Below are 24,892 nucleotides of genomic sequence, written 5' to 3'. Positions count from 1 at the left end.
CTTAATGTATTACCTTTATTTAGATATTTATCCAATTCAAAATCCAAATTATATATCTATGCCAAAACCAAGAAATCACAAGCTCACACCACAGAAAGAAGCTTTAATTCCTGTTTATTGGGAAAAGTGGCGGAAGATAGCTTTTTCCACCGAACCTATTGATAGAAATAAAAATAGAGAAGTTGTAAAAAATTTATACTCGCTTGTAGATAATGATATTCCGCAAATTATTTTTTGCCTTAGTCCTTAGAGGGTGTTTGAAAAGTTTTGAGGGGTCAAATTTTATGCCAATCGCCTCACCATGATCCGGATCATAGCAAGGTAGATAAACGTCTCTGATGTTTCTGGCAATAACTCATAGTCTCTGACCAATCGCCGACACCCCATGACCCAACCGAAAGTGCGCTCCACCACCCAACGTTTTTTGAGCAAGACAAAGCCCTTGGTTTGCTCTGGGCGCAACACCACCTGCACAATCCAACGGCAAAAATTCATCACCCACTGCATAAACGGCTCACCGTCAAAGCCGCCATCCACCCAGAGGGTTGTCAAACGAGATACCTGCTTTTGAGACTGTTTTACCCGTTTGAGAACTAGTTTACCTCCCTCGCGTTCACCCACATTGGCAGCCGTGACTAAGACCCGCAAGACTAATCCCAAGGTATCGACCGTCATAAATCGCTTGCGTCCTTTAATTTTCTTACCTGCATCAAAACCCACAGATTGACTTACCATCGCTGCACTCTTGACGCTTTGACTATCGATGATCGCTTCCGATGGGCTTCGATGCCGTTCCTCTTCAATCCGTGTCCACTGCCGCAGGCTATCGTGAATTTTCAACCACGTTCCGTCTTTGCGCCATTTACGAAAATAGCTATATACCGTCTGCCATACAGGAAAGTCACCTGGTAGCGTAGGCGTAGCCCGCCGTAGGCATCGCCATCTAACTCCTTCTACCAGCACATAAAAAATTCCGTTAAGGACTTCCCATATATCAACTTCACGCTTGCGACCCCCAGGTTTTGGTTCTGGAATCATGTCACTCAGAAATTCATATTGAACACGGGTCAGATTGCTGGGGTATGCTTTACTCATGTTGCTCTCTCAGTGCTGTCTACTATCTATTCACAGCGTATACTGAGAGGGCTTTTTTACCATCTCTCCGACTTTTCAAACAGCCTCTTAGGTGAGATGGACTCAGAAAAATGGCAGACTTTGGTTGTCAAACACTATTTTGACGAGGTAGTGGAAGCAATGCGTCGTCAGCTTATACGTTTTACCATTCAATCTCCTGAGCCACATATTTGGTCAGAAAAAGAAAAAACTCAATTGCTTACATGGATGACTGAACTACGTAGCTAAAATCTAAAGCATTCTGAAATTAGAAAATAACTGAACAAACTCTCATCTTTTTAGCTATTACTAATGTTTTAAACCGGAACACTGCTAATGTTATTTCAGCAATTTTTAAAGGTGGGCAAAATAGTTGTAAATAATTGATTTAGTTAGATAAAGAGGCGCTTGCAAGCACGAGAATTTTATAGTTGACATTTTGAATAATTATTTAGGAAATCTCTGCAACAGGAGTAGGCTTTTCCACCTTAATTACTCTTACTTTCTACTTTATGCCTTCAGTCCTCCGTTTATACTATCCATTCAGAAGCGCGTTCACCCAAATCGAGGGGAATGCTGACAGCTTTACCAAGTCGAGGGCGTTCTTTTGTTTGGGCAACAAATGTTTGTACCTGTGCTGTACCACCTAAAGCATTAAGATAATTAGCAATGGTATCAAGATGTTCTTGGTATTCTGCCTCTGTTAAGGGAAAAGAAGCTTGCTCTAGATATTTCCACATGACTTGCAGAAATATCTTGCCTTGAGTACGGCGGAACTGGACATCGTAAGAATGTCCCCACTTATCAAGTAACAGTTGGTGTAATTCCTTTCCTGTCATAGCTTGTCTCAATTAGATTTTACATTTAGTTATGATGTTAAGTTCCGTAACTCAAGTATGATAGGGATATAAAGAAATGTAATGCTAACAGAAAAGCTGCTAAAAGTATCTTGCAACAAAGAAGTTTAGCATCCTTGGTTAGCATTTCGACCCAGACAAGAGTTGCTCAAGCATTAGTACTCTTGTCAGAATGCTTAAACAAAATATACAAAGAGCGAGCGCGTAGGATATGGCTCAATTTTCGGAATCAATGGACGTGCCTGATATGGGTCGTCGTCAATTCATGAACCTGCTCACTTTTGGGACTGTCACTGGAGTAGCTCTGGGTGCATTGTATCCCGTTGTTAACTACTTTATTCCTCCGGCCGCTGGTGGTGCTGGTGGTGGTACAACAGCCAAAGACAGCCTCGGCAACGATGTGAGCGTCAGTCAATTTCTCGACAGCCATAACGTAGGCGATCGCACCCTCGTTCAAGGATTGAAGGGCGACCCCACCTACATTGTGGTCGAAAGCAAAGAAGCTATTACCGATTACGGCATTAACGCTGTTTGCACCCACTTGGGTTGTGTTGTTCCTTGGAACGCTGCGGAAAACAAATTTAAATGTCCTTGCCACGGTTCGCAATACGATGCAACTGGTAAAGTAGTCCGAGGCCCCGCACCACGTTCTTTGGCTTTAAGCCATGCCAAAGCCGAAAACGACAAGATTGTTTTGACCCCCTGGACTGAAACCGACTTCCGCACCGGCGAAGAACCTTGGTGGGCTTAATTTTTAGTCAAAAGTCCATAGTCAAAAGTCCATAGTGTAAACCATTGACCCTTGACCCTTGACCCTTGACCCTTGACTCTTGACCCTTGACCCTTGACTACTTCATCCAAGAATCGTTGTCCTTATAGAGATGAGAAATTCCTTTACAACAGCGAGGTTAACTCGCAGTGCTAGAGCAATTACTAGAACATTGCTGATCGCGATCGCTACAGTAACATTCTTCTTTACTAGCGATATTGCTCTGCCTCAAAGTGCTGCTGCCTATCCTTTTTGGGCGCAGCAAACCTATCCAGAAACTCCCCGCGAACCGACAGGTAGAATCGTTTGTGCTAACTGTCACCTAGCCGCCAAGCCAACAGAAGTAGAAGTACCTCAATCAGTGCTGCCTGACACAGTATTTAAAGCTGTAGTCAAAATTCCCTACGATACCAGCGTGCAGCAAGTTGGTGCAGATGGTTCTAAAGTTGGCTTAAACGTCGGTGCAGTATTAATGCTACCCGAAGGCTTTAAACTAGCTCCTGAAGACCGCATTCCCGAAGAACTGAAGGAAGAAGTTGGCGACACCTACTTCCAAACCTACAAAGAAGGTTCAGACAATGTTGTAATTGTTGGCCCCTTACCTGGCGAACAATATCAAGAAATTGTCTTCCCAGTTCTTTCTCCTAACCCAGGAACTGACAAAAACATCCACTTCGGTAAGTATTCAGTTCACGTAGGCGGAAACCGAGGACGGGGACAAGTTTATCCTACTGGCGAAAAGAGTAACAACACAGCTTACAACGCTTCTGTTACTGGCACCATTAGCAAAATTGCTAAAGAAGAAGATGGTGACGGTAATGTTAAATATTTAGTGAACATCACAACCAAATCTGGTGATGTGGTAACAGATACAATTCCTCTTGGCCCAGAACTGATTGTTTCTGAAGGACAAGCCATAAAATCTGGTGATGCTTTGACAAGTAACCCCAACGTTGGTGGCTTCGGTCAAAAAGATACAGAAATTGTGTTACAAGATTCCAGCAGAGTTGGTTGGTTAATTGCCTTTGTCTCTCTGGTAATGTTGGCTCAAGTAATGTTAGTTCTCAAAAAGAAACAGGTTGAAAAAGTTCAAGCTGCTGAAATGAATTTCTAAAATCCTCTGATAAATCCTTTTTTAAAAAGACAGGCATATTGCCTGTCTTTTTTAGTTCTCAAATTTTTATTTTGAGTAATTGAAGAGTGCTAATTCGTTTGCGTCCAAGAATAAGGAAATTATCTATATTGCTTGAGTCAACAGAGAATCGAGTTGACCTTTGGTGTCTAGCTGATAAATGTCATCACAACCACCAACGTGTTGATTATTAATAAAAATCTGCGGTACTGTTCGACGACCATTAGCTCTTTCTGCCATTTTGGCTCTAGCGGCTTCGTCACCATCGATTTTGTATTCAGTGAAGTTTACGCCTTTCCACCGCAGCAACATTTTGGCACGAATACAGTAAGAGCAGGTTTGCCAGGTATAAATTTCGACTTTAGCTTTAATCTTTTCTGGATAACGACCAAGTAGGGGATTGAGGAAGTCCAACATAAATCTGAAGTGTGAAGTATGAAAGATGGAAGATGAAATTATGATATTGCCCTGAAGCTTCTATTTTAGATTTAGCTGATTTTTTTCGTAAACTTATACGCATTTTTCTTGACTATATCTACTTAGACATACACACAAAAAAATGTATTTCTTTTACTGAGAGGCTAATTTATGAATCATCTGAGACGTGTTAATTTTTTATTAAAGTCTTTTGCAGCAATAATTTTAGAGATTTTATCTTCTCAGTAACATCTAAATACTTAATAGTACATAAGAACTATTATCTTGACTTACTGGTATTGATTGACATCAATCAGCAGTAAAAATTAACAATTGTGTGAGTAAATACTATTTTCCATAGGTATCGGCACTTTGGTAGACTTGAAAACTGAAATGGCCAGATGAAATAACGCAATAGAGAGCAGTTGAGAGGGTGAGTCTGTGGAAAATACGCTTGGGTTAGAAATTATTGAGGTAGTAGAAAAAGCCGCGATCGCATCCGCGAAGTGGATGGGTAAAGGCGAAAAGAACACGGCTGACCAAGTAGCAGTAGAAGCAATGCGGGAGCGCATGAATAAAATCTATATGCGTGGTCGCATCGTTATTGGTGAAGGAGAACGTGATGACGCTCCTATGCTGTATATCGGTGAAGAAGTTGGTATCTGTACTAGTCCAGATGCAAAAGACTTTTGTAACCCTGATGAGTTAGTGGAAATTGATATTGCTGTAGACCCATGCGAAGGTACAAACTTAGTAGCATACGGACAGCCTGGTTCAATGGCTGTGTTGGCAATTTCTGAGAAAGGTGGCTTGTTTGCTGCACCTGACTTCTACATGAAGAAACTAGCAGCACCCCCAGCTGCTAAAGGCAAAGTAGACATCAACAAGTCAGCCACCGAAAACCTCAAGATTCTCTCAGAGTGTCTAGAGCGCTCAATTGATGAACTTGTAGTAGTTGTAATGAAGCGCGAACGCCACAACGATTTGATTAAAGAAATCCGCGAAGCGGGAGCCAGAGTCCAACTAATTTCTGATGGTGACGTGGGTGCAGCTATATCTTGTGGTTTTGCGGGAACTAATATTCATGCACTGATGGGTATTGGTGCTGCACCTGAAGGTGTGATTTCTGCGGCAGCTATGCGGGCAATGGGCGGACATTTCCAAGGCCAATTGATCTACGATCCAGCAGTAGTGAAAACAGGTCTAATTGGGGAAAGCAAAGAAGCTAACATTGAGCGTTTGCAATCTATGAACATCAATGACCCTGATAAGGTCTATGATGCTCACGAACTTGCTTCTGGTCAAAATGTTCTATTCGCTGCTTGCGGTATTACCCCTGGTAACTTGATGCAAGGTGTCCGCTTCTTCCACGGTGGTGCAAGAACTCAAAGCTTGGTTATTTCTAGCCAGTCTAAGACAGCTAGATTTGTCGATACAATCCACATGGTAGAACAACCTAAGACTCTGCAATTGCACTAGAAATTCGGGAGAGAGATTCATTAAGTCAAAAGTAAAAAGTAAAAAGTAAAAAATATTTTTGTTTTTTACTTTTGCCTTTTGACTTTTTACTTCCACTCCCCAATTGTTAATAACCCATTATTAATTGTTGATAAGAAATGAATATTGCAGTGGTGGGATTAAGCCATAAAACAGCCCCAGTCGAAATTCGGGAAAAGCTGAGTATTCCAGAACCACAAACTGAAAGTGCGATCGCTCATTTAACTAGTTACCCCCATATTGACGAAGTAGCTATACTCAGCACTTGCAACCGTCTGGAAATTTACATTGTTGCTACCGAAACTGACCAAGGTATCCGCGAAGTTACTCAGTTTCTTTCAGAACACAGCAAGTTCCCTATATCTTCTTTAAGACAACACCTGTTTGTGTTGCTGCATGAAGATGCTGTAATGCACATTATGCGGGTAGCCGCAGGATTAGATAGCTTAGTCCTCGGAGAAGGTCAGATTCTGGCTCAGGTGAAAAATACTCACAAACTGGGGCAGCAATACAGTGGTATAAAAACAATTTTGAATCGATTATTTAAACAAGCAATTACAGCGGGTAAGCGAGTACGTACTGAAACAAGTATTGGCACTGGTGCTGTTTCTATTAGTTCCGCCGCTGTGGAGTTGGCACAAATCAAAGCTGCTAATTTATCTGCTTGTCGTGTGGCAATTCTCGGTGCTGGCAAAATGTCGCGGTTGTTGGTGCAACATTTAATTTCTAAAGGTGCGGGACAAATTAGTATTGTGAACCGTTCCCGCGATCGCGCCCAGGAATTAGCCAAGCAGTTTTCTGACCAACCAATCCGCACTCATTTGTTGGCAGAAATGATGACTGTAATTGCCGAAAGTGATTTAGTGTTTACTAGTACATCGGCGACAGAGCCAATACTTGACCGCACTAAGTTAGAAATAGTTTTAGAACCTGGCCGTCCCCTAATGTTATTTGATATCTCTGTGCCGCGTAACGTTCACTCAGATGTCAATGAACTGGCGAATGTCCAGGCGTTTAATGTCGATGATTTAAAAGCAGTGGTGGCACAAAACTATGAAAGCCGCCGCAAAATGGCTCAAGAAGCCGAAAAACTTTTAGAAGAAGAAATTGAAGCTTTTGATATTTGGTGGCGCAGTTTAGAAACTGTAACTACTATCAGTTGTCTGCGAAATAAAATCGAAACCATCCGCGAACAAGAATTGGAAAAAGCTTTGTCGCGTTTGGGTTCTGAATTTGGAGACAAACATCAAGAAGTGATCGAAGCTTTAACAAGAGGAATCGTTAACAAAATTTTACACGATCCGATGGTGCAATTACGAGCGCAACAGGATGTCGAGGCGAGACGACGTTGTATGCAAACGCTACAAATGTTGTTTAACCTAGATATTGAAGAGCAGTTTAGTTAGAAAAGGGTTTAGGGGTGAAAAGGGTGAAAGAAACATTGCTTGATGAAAAAATCTACCACCCTTACACCCTCACACCCAGTAAGTAGGTCGATGTTAAAAATTGTCGTTATGACAAGGCAGGAGGCAGGAGGGAAGAAAGTTTTAGATAACTTTACTTTTCGTTACATACTTCTGTTTATTTGCACCGTTCTACTTATCAAGAGAAAATGTTTGTACTAAAAGTTTCATCTGTTGGCGATCGCCACTTCAAATTCTTCTAAAGCCTGAAGACACAGATGATTGTCTGTATTTGCTTAAAATATAGTTTTCTGACAAAACTTTGTGTGTTGGCACAAATTTATATTTATATTATTCCTGACTTTCCAGCTTTCAAATTGTCCTAACATATCTGACTACCGCTGTAAATAAAAAATTAAAAATTCAACAGTCAGCCACCAGAATTCTATTCTAAGTTCTGACTTCTGAGTGGATTGGATAGAAAATTATTTTCCTAAATAGGCTTCTAAAACTTGGGAATTAGTTTGAATTTCCTTGGGAGTACCATCAGCTAAATTCTTGCCTTCAGCCAGTACCCAAACCCGATCGCACAAGGACATAATCACATCCATATTGTGTTCAATAATTAAAAATGTCAGACCCTCTTGGCGGTTCCAGGTGACAATGCGATCGCATATATCATCAATTAACCTCGGATTCACCCCGGCGGCTGGTTCATCCAGCAAAATTAACTTAGGGTTAGTCATCAACGCCCTACCCATTTCTAGCAGCTTGCGTTGTCCACCAGACAAACATCCAGCATAATCTTGAGCTTTCTGTGCCAGCCCCACAGACTCTAACAAAAACATTGCTCGTTCTTGCAATTGCTTTTCTTCTTTAGCAACTATATGGGGTTGTAGTTGCACTTGCCAAAAACTTTCGCCTGTTTGCTTTTGCGCCGCCAATAACATATTTTCCAACACCGACAACCGCGAGAGAGTCCGCGCTACCTGAAAAGTGCGGACTAGTCCCTGTTGGGCAATTTGATATGGTTGCAACTGCTGAATTTGTTCGCCATCAAAAATCACTCGCCCCTTATCTGGACGGATAAAGTTCGAGAGTAAGTTAAATAAAGTAGTTTTACCAGCACCATTGGGGCCAATCAACCCCGTGATGCTACCTTTAAGAACTTCGATTTTCGCCTCATTGACTGCTTTGATCCCGCCAAAGCTTTTGCAAAGTCCAGAGGCGGCTAACAGAGGAAGTGGCGGTGATTGGTTATTTACCAAGGGTGAGTTCCTCCTTTTTCCCTAAGATACCTTGAGGTCGCCAAATCATTAGCACCATTAAAATTAAACCAATTACCATAATCCGAAATGCACCCAGACGCGCTTCATCTAAAGGAATAATTCTGGGTAAAACTTCTCTAGTAATGGCATCGTAAGCAAAGTAAATAACAGCACCTAAGATGGTGCCGATATTATTACCAGAACCGCCTAAAATTACCATAATCCAAGCGTCAAAGGTTAGCTGCGGTTGGAAGTTATCAGGATAAATTGCACTTAATTGCCAAGCAAAAAAAGCACCAGCCACACCTGCGATCGCACCTCCCAACATCAGAGATTGGATTTTGTACCAAAAAACATTTTTACCTAAAGCTTTGGGGATTTCTTCATCTTCGCGGATAGCTTTTAAGACTCGACCCCAAGGCGATCGCACTAATATTTCTAACCGCCAAAAAACAAACGCCAACACCAACAGCGACAACAACATAAAACCAGCTTTGGGGTTGTTATTATACAATCCAATCACACCAGAAATATAAATTGCTCCTGTCAACAAACCCAAAACAATACCCACCCCTAAACGTGAGGCGAGTTCTTGCTTACTGCTAGTTTTTTTAGCAGTATCCGCCACTAAAAATCTTTGGGCTGTGCGAATCCATCGCCACAATACGAAAAAAGTCACAACCGCCAACAACGTCAGTAAAGCAATCATGACTAGGCGAGTGATCAAATTTGCTTCTGTAGAGAAGGGGATAGTATAACTTTGCACCCCAAACGCCCCAGATACCCAGGTATCACCTACGGGTAATTCTTGGTTATTCACCACCAAGCGAATCAGTTCACCTGTACCAATAGTAACGATCGCCAGATAATCTTCTCGCAAACGCAGAGTCGCAAAACCAATTAACAAGCCCAACAGAGCCGCTACCACTGCCCCAATAACTGCTGATATCAGTAAAGGAACACCTTTTAAACTTAACAATACTGTTGTATATGCTCCCAAGGTCATAAAAGCAATATGACCAAAATTAATCAACCCCGTAAAGCCCCACTGTAAATTCAGTCCTAGACCAAACAGAGCAAAAATCGCCGTAGAAATTGCCAGAAAAATTAAATAATCAACCATAACAGTTAACAGTTATCAGTGAGCCTGCGCGGTCTTGGGGGTTTCCCCCATGAGCGACTGGCGTTAGCTTCAGCGTTAGCAGTAATCAGTAAACGCTCAACAGTAGGCAGGGAAAGGTAAACACTTTTCCGCTGATTACTGATCACTGCCTACCGATTACTGTCTCAAGATAGTACATCTTACCGTTCACCATTGCCAATTTTTGGGAACAATAGCCTTGACTTTTGGAACATAGTTTATTGATATATGAACTTGCTGCGTATAAGAATCCATCATTTAATTGAGCAGTTAGGTGATGAAGAACTCCAAAGCGTTTGGGAGGATGTTCACGCTTTACATTGTGACTTTTATATGCTTAAAGCCATACAAAAAGTAAAGCAATCACAACAACCGTGGGATATCTTGACTCAGGAAGAAGCGATACAAATTTTAATGTTTTACTGATGCAGCGGTGAAAAAGGGGTTGGAGGCTAGAGGCTAGGGACTAATCTCTAGCTGACATCTGATTCCCTTATACCCCTACACCCCTATTCCCTTATACCCCTAATAGAGGTGATGCCTAGTGAGTGTGGAAATGCGCTATGCCAGGTCATTTTTAATGGATCTGAAGAGTTTAGAACCGGCTGCTTATCAGCGGGTATATGATTTTGTGTTTTTTGAGTTTGGGGAAAAGTGGCAGCTGCATTGTCTTCCCGAACTGCGACAGCTAGACGGGGAGGGGATTTTTCATCGCTTTACCCTAGATGATTATTTAATTGGAATTGAGATTAGAGGGGAAATTGTCAAGTTTCTGCGAGTCGTACCTATGCCAGATGTTTAAGATGGCAAATTAGCCCAACACTTAAAACTGTATAAGGCTAGGCAGGGATGCACCTGACCTTACATTAAACTTGTCATGGAAAAACAACTTACTTGAGATTTCCCTATGGATGCAATAGCACTTTGGCAAAGATACCAAGATTGGTTATATTTCCACGAGGGATTAGGACTGTATTTAGATGTAAGTCGGATGCGCTTTGATGATGCCTTCGTGGAATCATTGCGTCCGAAGTTTGACAAGGCTTTTAGGGATATGGCGGAATTAGAGAAAGGTGCGATCGCCAATCCCGACGAGAACCGCATGGTTGGACATTACTGGCTGCGAAACCCTGATTTAGCACCCACTCCCGAACTGACACAAGAAATTGTCCAAACCCTGGAACAAATTGAAGCCTTTGCCGAAAAAGTCCAAACAGGTGCAATACATCCTCCGCGAGCCAATCGCTTTACTGATATCATCTCCATTGGTATTGGTGGTTCTGCCCTTGGCCCCGAATTTGTTTCTGAAGCCCTCGCTTCCGATTTTCCTCCGCTCAAGATTCACTTTATTGACAATACCGATCCCGCAGGTATTGACCGCATCCTTAACCAATTACGCAACAGCCTCGCCAGCACGTTAGTTTTGGTAATCTCCAAATCTGGAGGTACACCAGAACCCCGCAACGGCATGATTGAAGTAAAAAAAGCCTACGCTGGACATAATCTCGATTTTGCTCAATATGCTGTAGCCATTACCAGCCATGGTAGTAATTTAGATAAAATTGCCCAGTCTGAAGGTTGGTTAGCCACATTCCCCATGTATGACTGGGTTGGAGGACGCACCTCAGAAATGTCGACAGTGGGTTTAGTACCAGCAGCATTACAAGGCATTGATATACGTGCCATGCTAGATGGTGCAAAAGAGATGGATGATGCAACCCGCATCCCCGATATCAAAAACAACCCAGCTGCTTTGTTGGCTTTGTCCTGGTACTATGCTGGCGACGGTAAAGGCAAAAAAGATATGGTTGTCCTACCTTACAAGGACAGCTTGGCACTCTTCAGCCGCTATTTGCAGCAGCTGGTAATGGAGTCCTTGGGTAAGGAACAAGATTTAGACGGTAATATTGTTCATCAAGGTATTGCCGTTTATGGTAACAAAGGTTCAACAGACCAACACGCTTATGTTCAACAGTTGCGTGATGGTGTACCAAATTTCTTTGCTACTTTAATCGAAGTTTTGGAAGATCGTCATGGCCAATCTCCAGAAATAGATCCTGGAGTTACATCTGGTGATTATCTCTCCGGTTTTCTTCAAGGAACTCGGAAAGCTCTTTATGAAAATCAGCGCGATTCAATTACTATAACTATCCCTCAAGTTAATGCTCGCACAGTCGGGGCTTTAATTGCTTTGTATGACCGTGCAGTTGGTTTCTATGGCAACTTAGTTAACGTTAACGCCTACCACCAACCAGGAGTAGAAGCAGGTAAAAAAGCCGCTGCTGCTATCCTTGATCTGCAAACTAAAGTAGTTGCTGTTTTGCAAGCTGAAAAAACACCTCTTTCTTTGGCCGAAATTGCTAAGAAAGCTGGTGCGGCTGAAGAAGTGGAAGCAATTTACAAGATTCTGCGTCACTTAAACGTAAACCAGCGCGGTGTAGTGTTACAAGGAAATCTTGGTGAACCTGGTAGATTGAAAGCTTCCCTTAGTTGATTTGTCCTCAAGTTTTTTGATCAGTTGATATCTACAGTTAAGCATCCTAATTATGAAGTAAAAACTTTCATTTTCAGGATGCTTTACTTTTAATAAAATAGGTAACAGCATTTTTTAATTACGAATTAAATTAAATCACACTGATCAATCGCTGATTAAAGTAGCTCTTGGGTAAAAAGCACTGGTCAAGCAAAAATGGATTACGCGTATTTTGTTTAAGCAGATTTTCTGACTTATTTATATGACAAAATGGTGGCACAATTCCCCAATACTCTGCTAACCAAATCCAGTATCCTATTTCGATTTTACCGTAATTTGATACTGTGAGTATTTCTCCTACACTATTATTTATGGAAACTAATTCTGGCGAACATTTAATTTCAATTAATAGCCAAGATAATTCTTCTACTGAAAATTGATAGCCATTATTTTGAGCTATTTTAATAAACTGTTGGGGGTTTTTGGAGGCAAGTAATTTGTTCTTCAAAGATGGGTTTTTTTGTGCCATATCAAACAGATCCCAAATCTGCTTTCTGGTGACAACAAACCATGCCAGCGCCTCTGGTGTTAAGTTGTAACCATTTTCTTTGGCCAAATTAATAAATGGTTCAATACTGTCAGTTTCTCCTAATTGAGCTTTGAGGGAAAAATTCTGCTCTACTAGTAATAAAAAATCAATAATCTTTTGCCACATATCATGGTCAAAATGTTGGGTGCCATTGACTTTTTCTTTCCAATAGAAATACTTATCATCTCTCAAGAAAAAATTCCAGATTTGATAATACATAGTTATTTGTTTTAGGTTTAATAATTGGTAGGGATAGTTACCAGTGTAGTAAGTATAATCGAAGTTAATCGACAGTATTAAATAAACTAATTATTGTAAATGAAGTTACACAGTAGCTAAGTATGAATTTTGGGTAAATTTTAGAACAAGATGACTTAATATCTACCGAAATTAACAGAATTTGGGATGATGCGATCGCTATATTTAATGCCTATTGTAAAGTAGTACAACTTTTTAGATATTTAATAAAATTTTTCTACGTAAAACTTAGTAATCATCTCTACGTAAATTTATATATAAATATACACAGCAAAACTGTAATATATGAACTGCTCTACCTGAAGGGGTGACAAAAAAGTTATAAAGCAGACTGGATAAGAGTCATAGCCCGTAGACCTTGTTGAAAATATGGCAGTTTACTGGGCTTGAGGCGCATCAATTCATGAGCTAAATCAGCCCAAAATTCCATTGCCCCTACCCATAACTGACCATACAAACCAATCCAAAAAGCACTATGTCGGCGGTGCAATCGTTGTAACTCCTTCAGACGACCAACATATTTTTGTAGTCCAGAGGAGCGAGAATTACGACCAACTAAAATAGCACAAGTATAGGCAATAGCAATTAATAAAATCAGTGCTATCAAACGTTGACCATCAGCATAAGTAGATTCGAGATTATACCCTCCAGTTTTACAATCTTTAAACATGGCTTCGATACCACTCCGCAACTTAAATGCTTTAATGGCATCTTTGAGACTATCAAGGTTAGTTAATAAAAACCAGCCAGCAGGCTCAACAACTCCACGATATTTGCGCTTGTAATATCCGGCGAGATTAAAATTGGCAAACCCTTTCTGTTTAGTTGCTTGAATCCCTGTCAAAAAAAACGAGATGCCAGGAGTTAATCCCAAAGATTGTAAGCGTTGGTGTGATTGGTTTTCTTGCCGAATATAAGTACCTTGTTTCTGACGCAATACAAAGTCAATGCCCTTGCTATGTAACCAATTTGCTAGTTTTATACTGTGGAATTCTCTATCTCCCAGTACCAGCATTTGATATCCCTTAAATAACTGCAATAGTGGACGAATTAATTTTTTCTGCTCTCCCAAATTGCTACATCCTTTTTTAGGTAACAATAGCCAGTACACAGGTATTGCTCTTTTTTGTTCTATTAAACTAATTACAAATACATTTTGTGAACGCCATTGTGTTCTATCAATCGCAAATATTAGCCGTTTCTCTCCTCTTTTCAGACTATTTTTCACCCATCGTTTGAGCAGGGGAAACCACAGATATGGAATCGACAACTGAGGTAGTAGTAAAAATCTTTGTATACTCCGCCTCCGACTTTCAAATTTTATCGGTTGTGGAAATACTGTTGCTAGTTTCTCAATTGTCACAGTTTTATGAAATTGCAATAGCATTAGTAAGATTTCTAGCATCTTGTACTGTGCGGGTGTCAGTACATTTTGAAAGCAGTTTTGGTAGAATTTAGGTAACATTATCATTTGATAGGTCTTGTTGAGAATACCTGACCTATCTTTTTTTACCCCAAAACGGTCACGCTCCTCTATTTTCTTGGCTTCAGCCGCTTTGTCACCCCTTCAGCTGCTCTACATCAGCAGATACACAAAATAGTTTTAACTCAGTTAACAGTATATTTCTAGAGAATGAATGTAGATTCTCTCCCAGGCAGGAGTAAAAACTGCAATTATTACTGCATTATTTAATTAATGAAAATTATAAATATTTTGAAATAACACAGCATTTATATAATGCAGGGTAATGAAAAAACAACGTAACAATATACTGCCTAAAGCGTGCCAACTTAATAGATTTATTTAGCACAAAAATTCAGGAGAATCATTATGGTAGACGGCTTTTTTCAAAAAGCGAAAGAGTTCTTCACAGGCTCAAATAATGATGAGTTTGAACAGGATACAGATTATAGCGATCGCGAGGTGAGCCAAGCCAGCGAAGATGACTATGTTACTCCCGAAGAGCAAATTTATGGCGGCTTAAGTCCAACCTCTCAATCTCCGGATGGCGACTCTGCTGATGAGTACAGCAATTTAAGCCCCGCTAGTGAAGATCCTTATGGCGATCCTGCTAATGAATATGGACGTTAAGAAATAACTAATGTTGTGGCGATAGATTAAACTGGTGTTGATTAAAGGCGGTGGTATTAATTACTACTGCCTATTTTTTTTGGAGCGAACTACAAAGAACTTGCGCGAACGGCGGGCGTAAAGAACACAGAGTTATTTTAGTAGCTGGAGTTAATAGATAGTTCACGGAGAAAATAAAAGCGATCGCTCTTCCAATCAGTTCCTTTTTCCCTACCTAAATAGCCTGTTAATGGTGATGAAAGTTCAATCAGTAAATCATGAACTATATCATCATTTAGTTTAGGATTATGTTTGGCATTATAGTGGGCGCGAATTTCTGTTACTGTAAATTTATGGTGTATGGCTCTTGAACTTTCATTATCTTGTTCAGCTAATTCTTTTAGTGCTGTGATAATCTGCGATCGCAAATTTATTGCAGTATAAATTTGTTCGATATATTTTTCAACTTCTTCATCAGATTGACCAGGTTTTAGATATTGTCTGAGTTTAAATAAGTCTACTGAGTTGCGATAAGTGCTTTGGAGTTTGACTAGTTTTTCAAGAGTTTCTGGGTTAATAATAGCCATACTATGTACTGTAGCAGCGTCTTTAAGTTGGTTTGTTGGTTCGCCAGGGCCAATGATTAATTTAACAGCTTGATTGAAAACATCTAAGCGATGTAGGCTTCCTAAGTTTAATAGTTGTACTGCTGTATCATTGGGAATTTTTTTTCCTGCTTTACATTCCCCAAAAAGAGGATATGGTTTAGAACAAAATAAATCTAAACCACCAGCACCACCTTTATGAGTATGATCAACAGTAAAACCTATAAATTTGAGGCTATCACGCACTATATTTTCAAAATCTGTCCCAGCTTGATAATTGCTCTTGACCTCATCTTCTTGTTTACTACGATTACCCAATGCTGCAATTTTATTAATCCAAGCTAAATCGTGATTAGGTTTCTGCCTCTGCTGAATACTACTCCAACCTAAAAATACTTTAATATCATCATCTAAACTTTTCGCAGCTGGGTTAGTAATTGCAATAGAAGCTAACGCACTCTGCAATTCCTCTAGTTCAGGGTGTAATGGTGGTTCTAATTTTTCTAATTGCTGTTTGCGTTGGGCGAAGGTGCGATCGCTTAATACTGGTAATTCTTCAGTTACAGTTAGAGAACTTGGTAGACTAACAAATTTACCTATTTTATCTTGAATATTCGAGTTACTTGTTAATTCTTGATAACTAGCTAATTTATAGACACGCAAATAAGCTAAGAAAATATTCTGTTGCTGCTGAATTATTCCCTTTAAAGCTGCTGGTGAAAATATTGTTAATTTAGACAAAATATCTAATGGTTTAGTTTCATCTAAAATTTGGCAAAGTTCACATTTAGCCCAAGCTTTAATATTCGATTTATTAGTAGCATCCAGATGTAAACGATAGTATCTCTCAAACGGTAATGAACTTTGTAAACTTTGTGCTGGATAAAGAGCAAATCTCTGCCCAGGACGAATAAACATCTTGGGCATAGCTGCTATTGTTTGCCCCTGAATTAAGGCTTCAATTTCAGGGGCATGTAAACACAAAGCTGTTGGCAGTGAAAACAGCGGATTCATGTTTAATTATTTATAGAGTTAGTACGATATTGTCAGCGATAGAAACACTTTGAGGTATTCTCATAGGTAAGTCATCATCAGTCAGATTATCCGGTTCTTGTCCAGAAGGATCGCTGAGAATTTCTCGAATTAAAGGATTATTGATAGCTATTTGATTTTGCTGAATAAAATCAAATACCTGTTCCTCTGTTAATTCATAACTATTCCTGTTATCCCAAACAGAATAGATGGCTAAAATAGGTTTTATGTCTAGAGGTTGCAATAATACCCACTCTCCACCTAATTTTTGCAGAAGTTTTTGCAGATGTTGTTGAGCTAATGCTGCTCCACGATTAATTTTCTTAGAACGTACTAAGCAACCACGAGTTAAATGAAACTTTTTATAATCAATGAGCTTACTCAAAGCTGTGGTTACAGAGCCACCACCGGTTTGTTGTAATACATCCACTCCAATTTTAACTTTTTTATTATTACCAACAATTTTAAAATCTATATGTTCTTGGTTAGGTATTCGTTCAATAGCTTCAATTTCTACTCCTTCTAACGTTTCACCAATTAAACTACGGAATACTAATTGAAGTGCATCACCAATAGTTTTTTCGTCTTCCATTAATGAAGCTATAGAAGCTTCTGTATTGGCTAATTCATTATCGAAATATGCTTTAACTGGATGTAGTTGTTGTGAAGGCATTTTAACGGGCGGAGGTAGGGTTATGTCATCTTGATTTAGAGGAGACACAAAATTTTCTGCACACCATTTTAGAACCGACCTTAAAGTTGGTCTTCCTTTCCCAAGTTCTTTTAGTTTATTTTCGTCAAATGGATAAAGAGGATATGGTGGATTTTCCTGATTATCTTGATAAAAATCCTTTAGCCATGCTTGAACAAGCGCAACAACATTATCAGAATTAAGATAATTTAATGCTATCGGTTGCCTGTCAGATTTTTCACTTGCTAATCTATCAATTACTGCATCAGCCTGTGGTAATGTTCTAATTTGCTCATTCCATGTTTCGGGATACATGGATAGTAGTAAAACACCTCGTTTGAGACTGTTGTATAAATCCTTGACTAAATTAGCGACAATTTGAGGTGCGGTAAATCCTGTGTCGGAGATATCTGCAATATCTAATTCATCGAAACAGATTACGGGAACTTTATAATTGCTAGTTATATCTAATATTTGGCGAACATTACTTAAAGCCTCAGCTTCTTTATCGTCATTTTTGGAGTTTGGCAGACCTAGCGAATCAGCTTGTATTTGTGTAATTTCTAACCCTGATAACCAATAAGTTGCATACTGAGCATGTGGATTAGAAAGTGTCCATAGAATAGCTCGAATAATATAGGGATTAGTAATCTCAGGCTTAATTTTCAGAACTACTTCTGTTAAATCATCAATTATCCTTGGTGAGTTTTTTAACAAATTTGGGTAGCCATTGATATATTGCTGTGGTGTATATTTGCATTTCTTCGCTTCATTAATTAAAGCTGCTGCTATTTCTTGCCACTGCATCAATTCTTGACTGCCATAAGCTCTCAGGCTAGAAGCAACTGTTTGCAGAAATTGAGATTTAATCTGATTAAGGTTGTCATACTTACCCATGTAGATAAATAAAGCAGTATTTTCTGCTTGTAAGCGATGACGAATGCGACTAATAATATGGCTCTTACCCAATCCTTTTTCAGCAGTTATAGTAATGCCTACAGTCTCACGTTTTCCTTGGCGGATTTGTTCAACTGCATTAAATACTGCATCAGAAGCATGAGCATTAATTAATGGAACATCAGGATAACTTTTTCCCCATATTTGTTGCGGTCTGACAACAATATGTCCGGCAAATGGATTTTTATTTCTAATTAGGTCATCAATGGTAGATGTGGTAGCAATCATAATTTTTGAGATGATGTTTATTGAGTGAGGCGTACAAAAAATTATGCTTTCAACATTCTGGCGTAACAGCGTAATCCATCTAATACTGTGGTGATAGAATCTTCTATCTTGTCTGGTGCGCTATCTTCTACACTTCCGCCTTGTAGTTGCAAAATATCGTCAGCTTGCATTTCTAGCAGCCAATCATTAAATTCTGTACGGCTTAAGCGATCGCCTACTTGTCTTCTAAGTCGATAAATGGGTACTAGATGATTGAAGTTGTATTCATAATTCAACTTGTCGTATACTTCCAGCACTGTTGACTTAAACTCGTCATAAGAAGCGATCGCACTCTTACTACTTTTTATTGATGCAGATGTACTACTAACTACGCTACTGATTCCACTAATCCACTTCACTAGTGCATTTGCAGCCCAAGTACCAACAATAGTTCCATCAAACTTAAACTCCGAACTTCTCAAACCTTCGCCTAGTACCTCCAAACCTTTGGGAGATGCGAGAGAATAACCAGTTTTAGAAATTGCGATCGCACCCTGTTTTCGTAATTCCTCAAACACACCCTGGTAATCTGCTGCTTTTTTACCTTTAGAGACAATGCGCTTTGTCAGTTGGCCTTTTTTAACTTCCTGCTGTGATCCTCCCAAATCCCACAAAGCTAGAAGAAGACGAGTTTTAGTTTGAGCTATATTCTGTGTTGGCATATTAAGTATTTTTCTTAGCAAAAAACATCCTAGCGACTGTTTATTTTTAAATTATTGTGAGAATAAAAAATAACCGAGGAATTGCTGAACATTCTAGAAAAATAGCCAATACAAAAAAACGCCACTATGAGTACAGTGTCGTCTGAATATATGTCAAACAAATTACGTTTATTAAAATGTAGTTATTGCAGATTTGTTTATGCATAATTTTTCACTAAGTAAGGTGAAGCAAAATTATGACTGTGCTGCTAAAATTTCTTGCGATCGCTCGATATTTTTTCGCACAGATTTAGCCGAAGTCTGCAAAGCTTCGTGTTCGCTATCACTTAAATTTAATTCCACAATACTTTCTATACCAGCGCAACCTAAGCGACAAGGCACACCAATTACCACATCATTTAAACCGTATTCGCCTTGTAAATAAGTCGCTATTGGTAACAAACGCGATTGATTTAATAATATTGATTCCACCATTAAACTTGTTGCAGATGCAGGGGCAAAAAATGCACCACCTGTCTGCATCAATTCCACAATTTCTGCACCACCGTTGCGGGTTCTTTCTATTAATCGCTCAATTGTCGCTGCATCTAATAATTCTGTGAGAGGAATGCCGTTAACTGTGGCATAATGTGATAAAGGAACCATCAAATCACCGTGGCTACCTAATACCATCGCTTTCACATCCGCAGGTAACACACCCAATTCTAAAGCGATGAAAGTTTCAAATCTAGCTGAGTCTAAAACTCCAGCCATACCCATAATGCGACTACGAGATAACCCTGTCGCTTGCCAAGCTAAATAAGTCATCACATCTAAAGGGTTGGTGACGACAATAAAAATAGCATTGGGAGAATGAGCGATCGCATTTTTCGCTGCTTCGACAACAATCTTGGCGTTAGTTCTCAGCAAATCATCCCGACTCATCCCTGGTTTACGGGGAAGTCCAGCAGTTATCACCACAATTTCCGAACCAGCAGTATCAGCGTAATTATTGGTACCGATAATCTGACGGTTATGTATTTCAATTCCCCTAGCCTCCATTAAATCCAATGCCAACCCTTGAGGCATACCCTCAAGGATATCGAGTAAGATCACATCTGCTAAATTTTTCTCAGCAATACGTTGAGCGAGAGTGCTACCAACTCTACCAGCACCAATAATGGTGACGCGCGGTAAATGGCAAAGTATAGAGGAAGACATAGAATTAATTCGTAATTTAATGAAATTTGAGCAGCTTCCGCGTTTAACTCCGCGGACTCTGCATTGGAATCACTACTATATACAGTGGATAACTGCGATCGCCAGCTTGTAACTTAAAAGGTGGGCATTACCCACCTTTTAATTGTGATTCGTGTTCAGTCCATCAACCACATCCTTTAGTCTGAGGATGGAATGCTTACTTAAATTCTTCCAACTGGTCTAAACGTAACCAAATATTTGGCGTTGGTACTTGTCCGAACTTCACAAAGGCATAATCACCTTTAATATCCACAACTTCACCCTGAGTTTCAAACAAGTAAGCCGGAAAACGTGTATCACTGGCTTTGGCTTCGACACTATTTTCTAGCTTTTCGCGGACAGCGCGAACGATGTCTCCTTTTTTGACTGGCATAAATTCCCCTCTTTAGTTTGCAGATTGTTCCATAGAGGATTTTAGCTTGCACCAATATGCTAAATCTCAAAGCGATCGCTTTGAGACATTTAATTTATCCATTCCAATCTAGATAAAATCGTCATGTACTACTATTTAGATCCCCGACTTCTTCGCCAAGTCGGGGATCTGAATCCATTAACGCTGACACTGGGGGCAGAAATGACTAGAACGCCCACCTAATTTAATTCGCTGAATGACATTACTACAAACTCGGCAAGGTTCCCCAGTACGGTTGTAAACCCAGGCGACACCACCATAGTTACCGTTGATCCCCTTGACGTTGAGGAAGTTACTAAAGGTTGTACCGCCAGCTGCAATGCTGGTTTCTAAGACTTCAATGATGACTTGGCGTAGCTGCTGAATTTGCTTTAGCTGCAAATCTGTACACAAAGTTTCTGGTAACACGCCACATTTAAATAATGCTTCATCGGCGTAGATGTTACCTAATCCTGCTACGACAGATTGGTCTAATAATGCAGTTTTAATTGGACGGCGACGGTTTTGCAGTTTAGCTGCGAGATACTCGACAGTGAATTCTGGGGAAAATGGGTCGGCTGCTAGTTTAGCTAAACCAGTCATCACACTTTCTACCGCAACTTTAGGCGGAACCCACCACATTTGACCGAATGTGCGTTGGTCAACAAAGCGCAATTCTTGTTGATCCCCAAAAAATATTCTGACTCTTGTGTGCTTGTGCAATGGTTCATCACGGTGCAGCCATAATAATTGACCAGTCATCCGCAAATGTACACCAAGGTAGCCAGCAGAAGAGGATAGTTCAGAGAGGAGATATTTACCACGGCGATGCCAAGTCATTATGGCACTACCTTTGATTTCATGAATAAACTCATCTACAGAAAACGGGTAGGCGATGGTGCGATTTAGCAACACATCTCCACCCGTAATGTTTTGATTTAGGGTCAATTGATTTAGACCCCGGCGGACTGTTTCAACTTCAGGCAGTTCAGGCATTGAAACTGATAAGTAAGCAATTTATCTAGGGGTCAGGAAAGATGAGAGGAAGTACTGTACGCACCTATCGGTGGATATCCATTCTCTCAAAAAGAAACAGTAAATACCCGCAGGGCAGTTTCTTTTACTTAGAGTAGGCTGAGAGGAAGCATGAGAGAATTGAAACTTTACGCTTCATTCTACATACTTAAAACTTCCCTTCATCATCCCATTAAAGAATCCCCTTTTGGCTTTGCTACTTATTTTTTAGCTTTAGCCTTTGGTGCTTCTGTTTCGACTAATTCATCTAAGGCAAAGTTATTGGTATTAATACCAGAGTAATTTACCTTATCAAAACGGACGATTACTGGGTATTTGATGCCGCTTTGGTCAATAGAAGCCACGGTGCCGACATCTTGGAACCAGTAGGATTCTGGGCGGAGAATACGTACTTTAGAACCACGTTGAACCATGATTATCTTCCCTTTTAGTTATCAATTGCCGATATGTAGGGCTATTTGATTTCACTCTACAACCTGAAGGTCTCTACTAGAGGGTTTGTTAAGTTATTTGTCATTCGTTATTGGTCTAAAGGCAGGAGGCAGGAGGCAGAAGGCAGGAGGTAGAAGGTTAAAAGATAAAATTTCATACTTCATCACTTCATACTTTTTTCTTTCCTGCCTGATATATTCCTCGCGTTAGGTTCCAGGAGAAAGTCTCATACCTAGAATGGGGTCAGACCCTCCTTGACAAAGCGCACATGATGGAATAATTTCGTTTCGTTCGCCAACACACATCTTAAGGAAAAACTTATGTTCGACGCAAAACAAATACACTACCTTCGTTGCCCCTGCCAATGCGGAGATCGTCATCTATATAAGTAATATCTAACCAGCCTTGTTGGTTTTCGCTCTTGATCGGCACATCAATTCCCGTAAACTTTTTACCTGATTCAATTTGGTGGATAAAACTTTCTGGAGAATTGTAGTCAATTAGACGTTGCAAACCTACAATAGATCGATTAAATTTTACCTGGACGCGACGACCGGAAACTGGCTCAAATTTAGCTGCAACGCTGACTAATCCTTCGAGATAAGGTAAGCCATAAATTTCAGCAATATTGTAAACACTGGTAGTTTCTACCCGAATACACTGATAAATTTGACCAAGTTTACAAAAAGGTAAACGATCTAGGTTTAAAAGAGCTTTGCTAGTGGTATAAAGTAATAGCCAATTGCCATCTAGCAAGTTACCAGCTTCCACTGGACGTGGTGTTGGGTTGAGGTCTTCTAAATTGGCGATCGCCGCTAAGATTGCTTGTTTTTGTTGCTCAGTAGCCAGTAACCCGCGATTTGTCGGAGCGATCGCATTGATTAAAGCCGCTTTTCCCATCATGGTTTATTACCCCAAATCAAGAATGTTGAAAATTCATCCACCTTAAGTTCAATATTGATGCCCTATGTATAAAGCTCAAAAAAGTTTTAAGAATTTATTCCTATCTGTATTACCACTATTAAATAAAATATTTTTGCTAACTTACGGATTTCAGCAGGCAAGACTTGAATCAATAAATAACTAAATTATTACGTTTCAAGTGATAGACTGCTTAATGTCTAGTTACATTAACATTTTGTTTCTTCGTTGATATGTTGAATTCTCCCTTACGTGAAGAACCCCGCAACCAACGCGCCGCCGTAATTCCATTAAAACAAGAATCCTCCCTTTTAGATTGGTTACGATCTCACGGTCGTTTGATAGCGCGTGATGTACATGAAGCTGATTTTTCTGAGGAAGAAAACGAAGAAATTTCAGACTTTCTCGGTGGAGAAGACGGCATTGCTGATTACCTTGATGATGATGACGACGAGATAGCTGTTGAAGAAGATTAGCCCCATCAGGCTAGGGACTTGGTAATAGCTGTCGTCCCTGTAATTAAATTTTGTAGTGTGGAGTGAAGGGAAAAGATCCTGTGGACGCTAAATTATCTCCTAACCAAGGATTAAACATTTCTGGTATCGGTCTTGCTTCTGCCTTAGCCACCGGGCTAGGTGTAACAGCAGTAATTTGTGATTTGATGGGGAATAGATCGCCTTGGCAAGGCACATCACTCACCATGCCTTTATTGTTGTGTGCGGTGATTTCGGCTGCTGTGGGCTATGTAGTGGTACCTATGCTACAAGCACTGAAAACTGGACAAATTATCCGCGAAGATGGCCCCCAAGCCCATTTGAAAAAAGCAGGCACACCAACAATGGGTGGGATATTCTTCATCCCTGTTGCAGCGATTGTTGCCTGTATAATGTCTAGTTTCGCCACAGAGGTCGTTGCGGTCTCCGCATTAACCCTTAGCTACGGTTTTGTCGGTTGGATTGATGACTGGCAAATTCTCCGCCGGAAATCAAATAAAGGGATTTCTCCAAAAATGAAATTAGCTTTGCAAATTGGTTTTGCAGCGCTGTTTTGTATCTGGTTAATGTTTAATCAACCTTTTAATATTACAAATATTGCTTTGCCCTGGGTAGGTTTTGCACTGCCTTTAGGATTGCTATTCTGGCCTTTGGCAGGGTTTGTTCTCGTGGCAGAGAGTAATGCAACTAATTTAACTGATGGTATTGATGGTTTAGCAGGTGGAACTGTAGCGATCGCACTTTTGGCTTTAGGTGCTGTAGTCGCCCCAACTTCCCTACCATTGATGGTTTTTTGTGCAGCTTTAAGCGGCAGTTGCTTAGGTTTTTTGGCACACAACCGTAACCCAGCCCGCGTATTTATGGGTGATACAGGTTCCCTGGCTTTGGGCGGTGCGTTAGCTGCGGTGGCACTTTTAACCAACAGCTTGGTAGCATTATTTATTCTCAGCGGTATCTTCTTTGTCGAAACACTATCTGTAATGGCTCAAGTTGCTTATTACAAAGCGACAAAAGGCCCAGATGGTAAAGGTAAACGCTTGTTTAGAATGGCTCCTTTACATCATCATTTAGAGTTGGGTGGTTGGTCAGAATTACAAGTTGTAGCTGTGTTTTATATAATAGCTGCGATGTTAGCTGTAATTTGTTTAGCGATCGCACCTTTCTAAAAATCTTTAAAA

At 40.1% G+C, this 24,892-nt stretch carries 26 protein-coding genes; 11 read left to right on the top strand and 15 right to left on the bottom strand.

Annotation, left to right across the window (positions count from 1 at the left end):
• Positions 1–282 precede the first annotated feature (282 nt).
• Positions 283–1,095, bottom strand: a complete 813-nt coding sequence (locus NOS7107_RS04660) for an IS5 family transposase (RefSeq protein WP_015111366.1) — start codon at positions 1,093–1,095, stop codon at positions 283–285.
• A gap of 96 nt (positions 1,096–1,191) precedes the next feature.
• Here NOS7107_RS04660 and NOS7107_RS28430 point away from each other — a divergent pair, with 96 nt between their 5' ends.
• A complete protein-coding gene (locus NOS7107_RS28430) occupies positions 1,192–1,362 on the top strand; it encodes a hypothetical protein (protein ID WP_015111834.1) in 171 nt (56 codons plus the stop codon).
• Positions 1,363–1,643: 281 nt separating this feature from the next.
• Here NOS7107_RS28430 and NOS7107_RS04655 read toward each other — a convergent pair whose 3' ends face one another.
• Positions 1,644–1,952 (bottom strand): DUF3067 family protein, encoded by a 309-nt coding sequence (locus NOS7107_RS04655; protein WP_015111833.1) that lies wholly within the window; start codon positions 1,950–1,952, stop codon positions 1,644–1,646.
• Between the two features lie 229 nt (positions 1,953–2,181).
• Here NOS7107_RS04655 and petC point away from each other — a divergent pair, with 229 nt between their 5' ends.
• Both petC and petA read left to right on the top strand, forming a co-directional pair.
• Entirely contained in the window at positions 2,182–2,721 is a 540-nt protein-coding gene (gene petC, locus NOS7107_RS04650) for a cytochrome b6-f complex iron-sulfur subunit (RefSeq protein ID WP_015111832.1), read from the top strand.
• 130 nt (positions 2,722–2,851) lie between these two features.
• Entirely contained in the window at positions 2,852–3,853 is a 1,002-nt protein-coding gene (gene petA, locus NOS7107_RS04645) for a cytochrome f (protein ID WP_015111831.1), read from the top strand.
• A 123-nt stretch (positions 3,854–3,976) separates the two neighbouring features.
• Here the strand turns inward: petA and grxC are convergent, their stop codons facing one another.
• Positions 3,977–4,288, bottom strand: a complete 312-nt coding sequence (gene grxC / locus NOS7107_RS04640; RefSeq protein ID WP_015111830.1) for a glutaredoxin 3 — start codon at positions 4,286–4,288, stop codon at positions 3,977–3,979.
• Positions 4,289–4,729: 441 nt separating this feature from the next.
• Here grxC and glpX point away from each other — a divergent pair, with 441 nt between their 5' ends.
• The gene (gene glpX / locus NOS7107_RS04635; RefSeq protein ID WP_015111829.1) at positions 4,730–5,767 is read left to right on the top strand and encodes a class II fructose-bisphosphatase; all 1,038 of its coding nucleotides are present in this window, start codon (positions 4,730–4,732) and stop codon (positions 5,765–5,767) included.
• A gap of 137 nt (positions 5,768–5,904) precedes the next feature.
• Positions 5,905–7,191: a glutamyl-tRNA reductase gene (locus NOS7107_RS04630; RefSeq protein ID WP_015111828.1), complete on the top strand. Its 1,287-nt coding sequence runs from the start codon at positions 5,905–5,907 to the stop codon at positions 7,189–7,191.
• A gap of 482 nt (positions 7,192–7,673) precedes the next feature.
• Here NOS7107_RS04630 and NOS7107_RS04625 read toward each other — a convergent pair whose 3' ends face one another.
• Both NOS7107_RS04625 and NOS7107_RS04620 read right to left on the bottom strand, forming a co-directional pair.
• The gene (locus NOS7107_RS04625) at positions 7,674–8,456 is read right to left on the bottom strand and encodes an ABC transporter ATP-binding protein (protein WP_015111827.1); all 783 of its coding nucleotides are present in this window, start codon (positions 8,454–8,456) and stop codon (positions 7,674–7,676) included.
• A complete protein-coding gene (locus tag NOS7107_RS04620) occupies positions 8,446–9,579 on the bottom strand; it encodes a branched-chain amino acid ABC transporter permease (protein ID WP_015111826.1) in 1,134 nt (377 codons plus the stop codon). The genes NOS7107_RS04625 and NOS7107_RS04620 overlap by 11 nt, the downstream gene beginning before the upstream one ends.
• Positions 9,580–9,825: 246 nt before the next feature.
• On the opposite strand from NOS7107_RS04620, the gene NOS7107_RS04615 reads away from it, so the two are divergent.
• The 3 genes from NOS7107_RS04615 to NOS7107_RS04605 all read left to right on the top strand — a co-directional run bounded on the left by NOS7107_RS04615 (position 9,826) and on the right by NOS7107_RS04605 (position 12,091).
• Complete coding sequence (locus tag NOS7107_RS04615) at positions 9,826–10,023, top strand: hypothetical protein (RefSeq protein WP_015111825.1); 198 nt, start codon at positions 9,826–9,828, stop codon at positions 10,021–10,023.
• Positions 10,024–10,141: 118 nt separating this feature from the next.
• On the top strand, positions 10,142–10,399 hold the full coding sequence (locus tag NOS7107_RS04610; protein ID WP_044499676.1) for a hypothetical protein: 258 nt from the start codon (positions 10,142–10,144) through the stop codon (positions 10,397–10,399).
• Positions 10,400–10,504: 105 nt separating this feature from the next.
• Positions 10,505–12,091: a glucose-6-phosphate isomerase gene (locus tag NOS7107_RS04605; protein WP_015111823.1), complete on the top strand. Its 1,587-nt coding sequence runs from the start codon at positions 10,505–10,507 to the stop codon at positions 12,089–12,091.
• Between the two features lie 130 nt (positions 12,092–12,221).
• Here the strand turns inward: NOS7107_RS04605 and NOS7107_RS04600 are convergent, their stop codons facing one another.
• A complete protein-coding gene (locus tag NOS7107_RS04600) occupies positions 12,222–12,878 on the bottom strand; it encodes a Nif11-like leader peptide family natural product precursor (protein WP_015111822.1) in 657 nt (218 codons plus the stop codon).
• 358 nt (positions 12,879–13,236) lie between these two features.
• Complete coding sequence (locus tag NOS7107_RS04595; protein WP_015110984.1) at positions 13,237–14,382, bottom strand: IS4 family transposase; 1,146 nt, start codon at positions 14,380–14,382, stop codon at positions 13,237–13,239.
• A 366-nt stretch (positions 14,383–14,748) separates the two neighbouring features.
• On the opposite strand from NOS7107_RS04595, the gene NOS7107_RS04590 reads away from it, so the two are divergent.
• The gene (locus tag NOS7107_RS04590; RefSeq protein WP_015111821.1) at positions 14,749–15,009 is read left to right on the top strand and encodes a hypothetical protein; all 261 of its coding nucleotides are present in this window, start codon (positions 14,749–14,751) and stop codon (positions 15,007–15,009) included.
• Between the two features lie 137 nt (positions 15,010–15,146).
• Here NOS7107_RS04590 and NOS7107_RS04585 read toward each other — a convergent pair whose 3' ends face one another.
• The 8 genes from NOS7107_RS04585 to NOS7107_RS04550 form a co-directional block, all read right to left on the bottom strand.
• Positions 15,147–16,607: a DUF1802 family protein gene (locus tag NOS7107_RS04585; protein WP_015111820.1), complete on the bottom strand. Its 1,461-nt coding sequence runs from the start codon at positions 16,605–16,607 to the stop codon at positions 15,147–15,149.
• 10 nt (positions 16,608–16,617) lie between these two features.
• A complete protein-coding gene (locus NOS7107_RS04580; RefSeq protein WP_015111819.1) occupies positions 16,618–18,501 on the bottom strand; it encodes a hypothetical protein in 1,884 nt (627 codons plus the stop codon).
• A 41-nt stretch (positions 18,502–18,542) separates the two neighbouring features.
• Positions 18,543–19,202 (bottom strand): hypothetical protein, encoded by a 660-nt coding sequence (locus tag NOS7107_RS04575; protein WP_015111818.1) that lies wholly within the window; start codon positions 19,200–19,202, stop codon positions 18,543–18,545.
• A gap of 234 nt (positions 19,203–19,436) precedes the next feature.
• Complete coding sequence (gene mdh / locus NOS7107_RS04570) at positions 19,437–20,402, bottom strand: malate dehydrogenase (RefSeq protein WP_015111817.1); 966 nt, start codon at positions 20,400–20,402, stop codon at positions 19,437–19,439.
• A gap of 196 nt (positions 20,403–20,598) precedes the next feature.
• Positions 20,599–20,814 carry an NAD(P)H-quinone oxidoreductase subunit O gene (locus tag NOS7107_RS04565; protein WP_015111816.1) on the bottom strand — a complete coding sequence of 72 codons (216 nt, stop codon included), beginning with the start codon at positions 20,812–20,814 and terminating at the stop codon, positions 20,599–20,601.
• Positions 20,815–20,991: 177 nt separating this feature from the next.
• Positions 20,992–21,828: a DNA-formamidopyrimidine glycosylase gene (locus NOS7107_RS04560; protein ID WP_015111815.1), complete on the bottom strand. Its 837-nt coding sequence runs from the start codon at positions 21,826–21,828 to the stop codon at positions 20,992–20,994.
• 239 nt (positions 21,829–22,067) lie between these two features.
• Positions 22,068–22,280 (bottom strand): photosystem I reaction center subunit IV, encoded by a 213-nt coding sequence (locus NOS7107_RS04555; protein ID WP_015111814.1) that lies wholly within the window; start codon positions 22,278–22,280, stop codon positions 22,068–22,070.
• Between the two features lie 337 nt (positions 22,281–22,617).
• Positions 22,618–23,202, bottom strand: coding sequence for a PAP/fibrillin family protein (locus NOS7107_RS04550; protein ID WP_015111813.1), 585 nt, complete (start codon positions 23,200–23,202; stop codon positions 22,618–22,620).
• A 251-nt stretch (positions 23,203–23,453) separates the two neighbouring features.
• Here NOS7107_RS04550 and NOS7107_RS04545 point away from each other — a divergent pair, with 251 nt between their 5' ends.
• Both NOS7107_RS04545 and mraY read left to right on the top strand, forming a co-directional pair.
• Positions 23,454–23,696 (top strand): DUF3134 domain-containing protein, encoded by a 243-nt coding sequence (locus NOS7107_RS04545; protein ID WP_015111812.1) that lies wholly within the window; start codon positions 23,454–23,456, stop codon positions 23,694–23,696.
• Positions 23,697–23,776: 80 nt separating this feature from the next.
• The gene (gene mraY, locus NOS7107_RS04540) at positions 23,777–24,880 is read left to right on the top strand and encodes a phospho-N-acetylmuramoyl-pentapeptide-transferase (protein WP_044500512.1); all 1,104 of its coding nucleotides are present in this window, start codon (positions 23,777–23,779) and stop codon (positions 24,878–24,880) included.
• The last annotated feature ends 12 nt before the right edge of the window (positions 24,881–24,892 follow it).

Source organism: Nostoc sp. PCC 7107, assembly GCF_000316625.1.
Taxonomy (GTDB): domain Bacteria; phylum Cyanobacteriota; class Cyanobacteriia; order Cyanobacteriales; family Nostocaceae; genus Nostoc_B.
The sequence above is the reverse complement of the archived record's forward strand: the minus strand, read 5'-3'. Positions and strand labels throughout refer to the sequence as shown.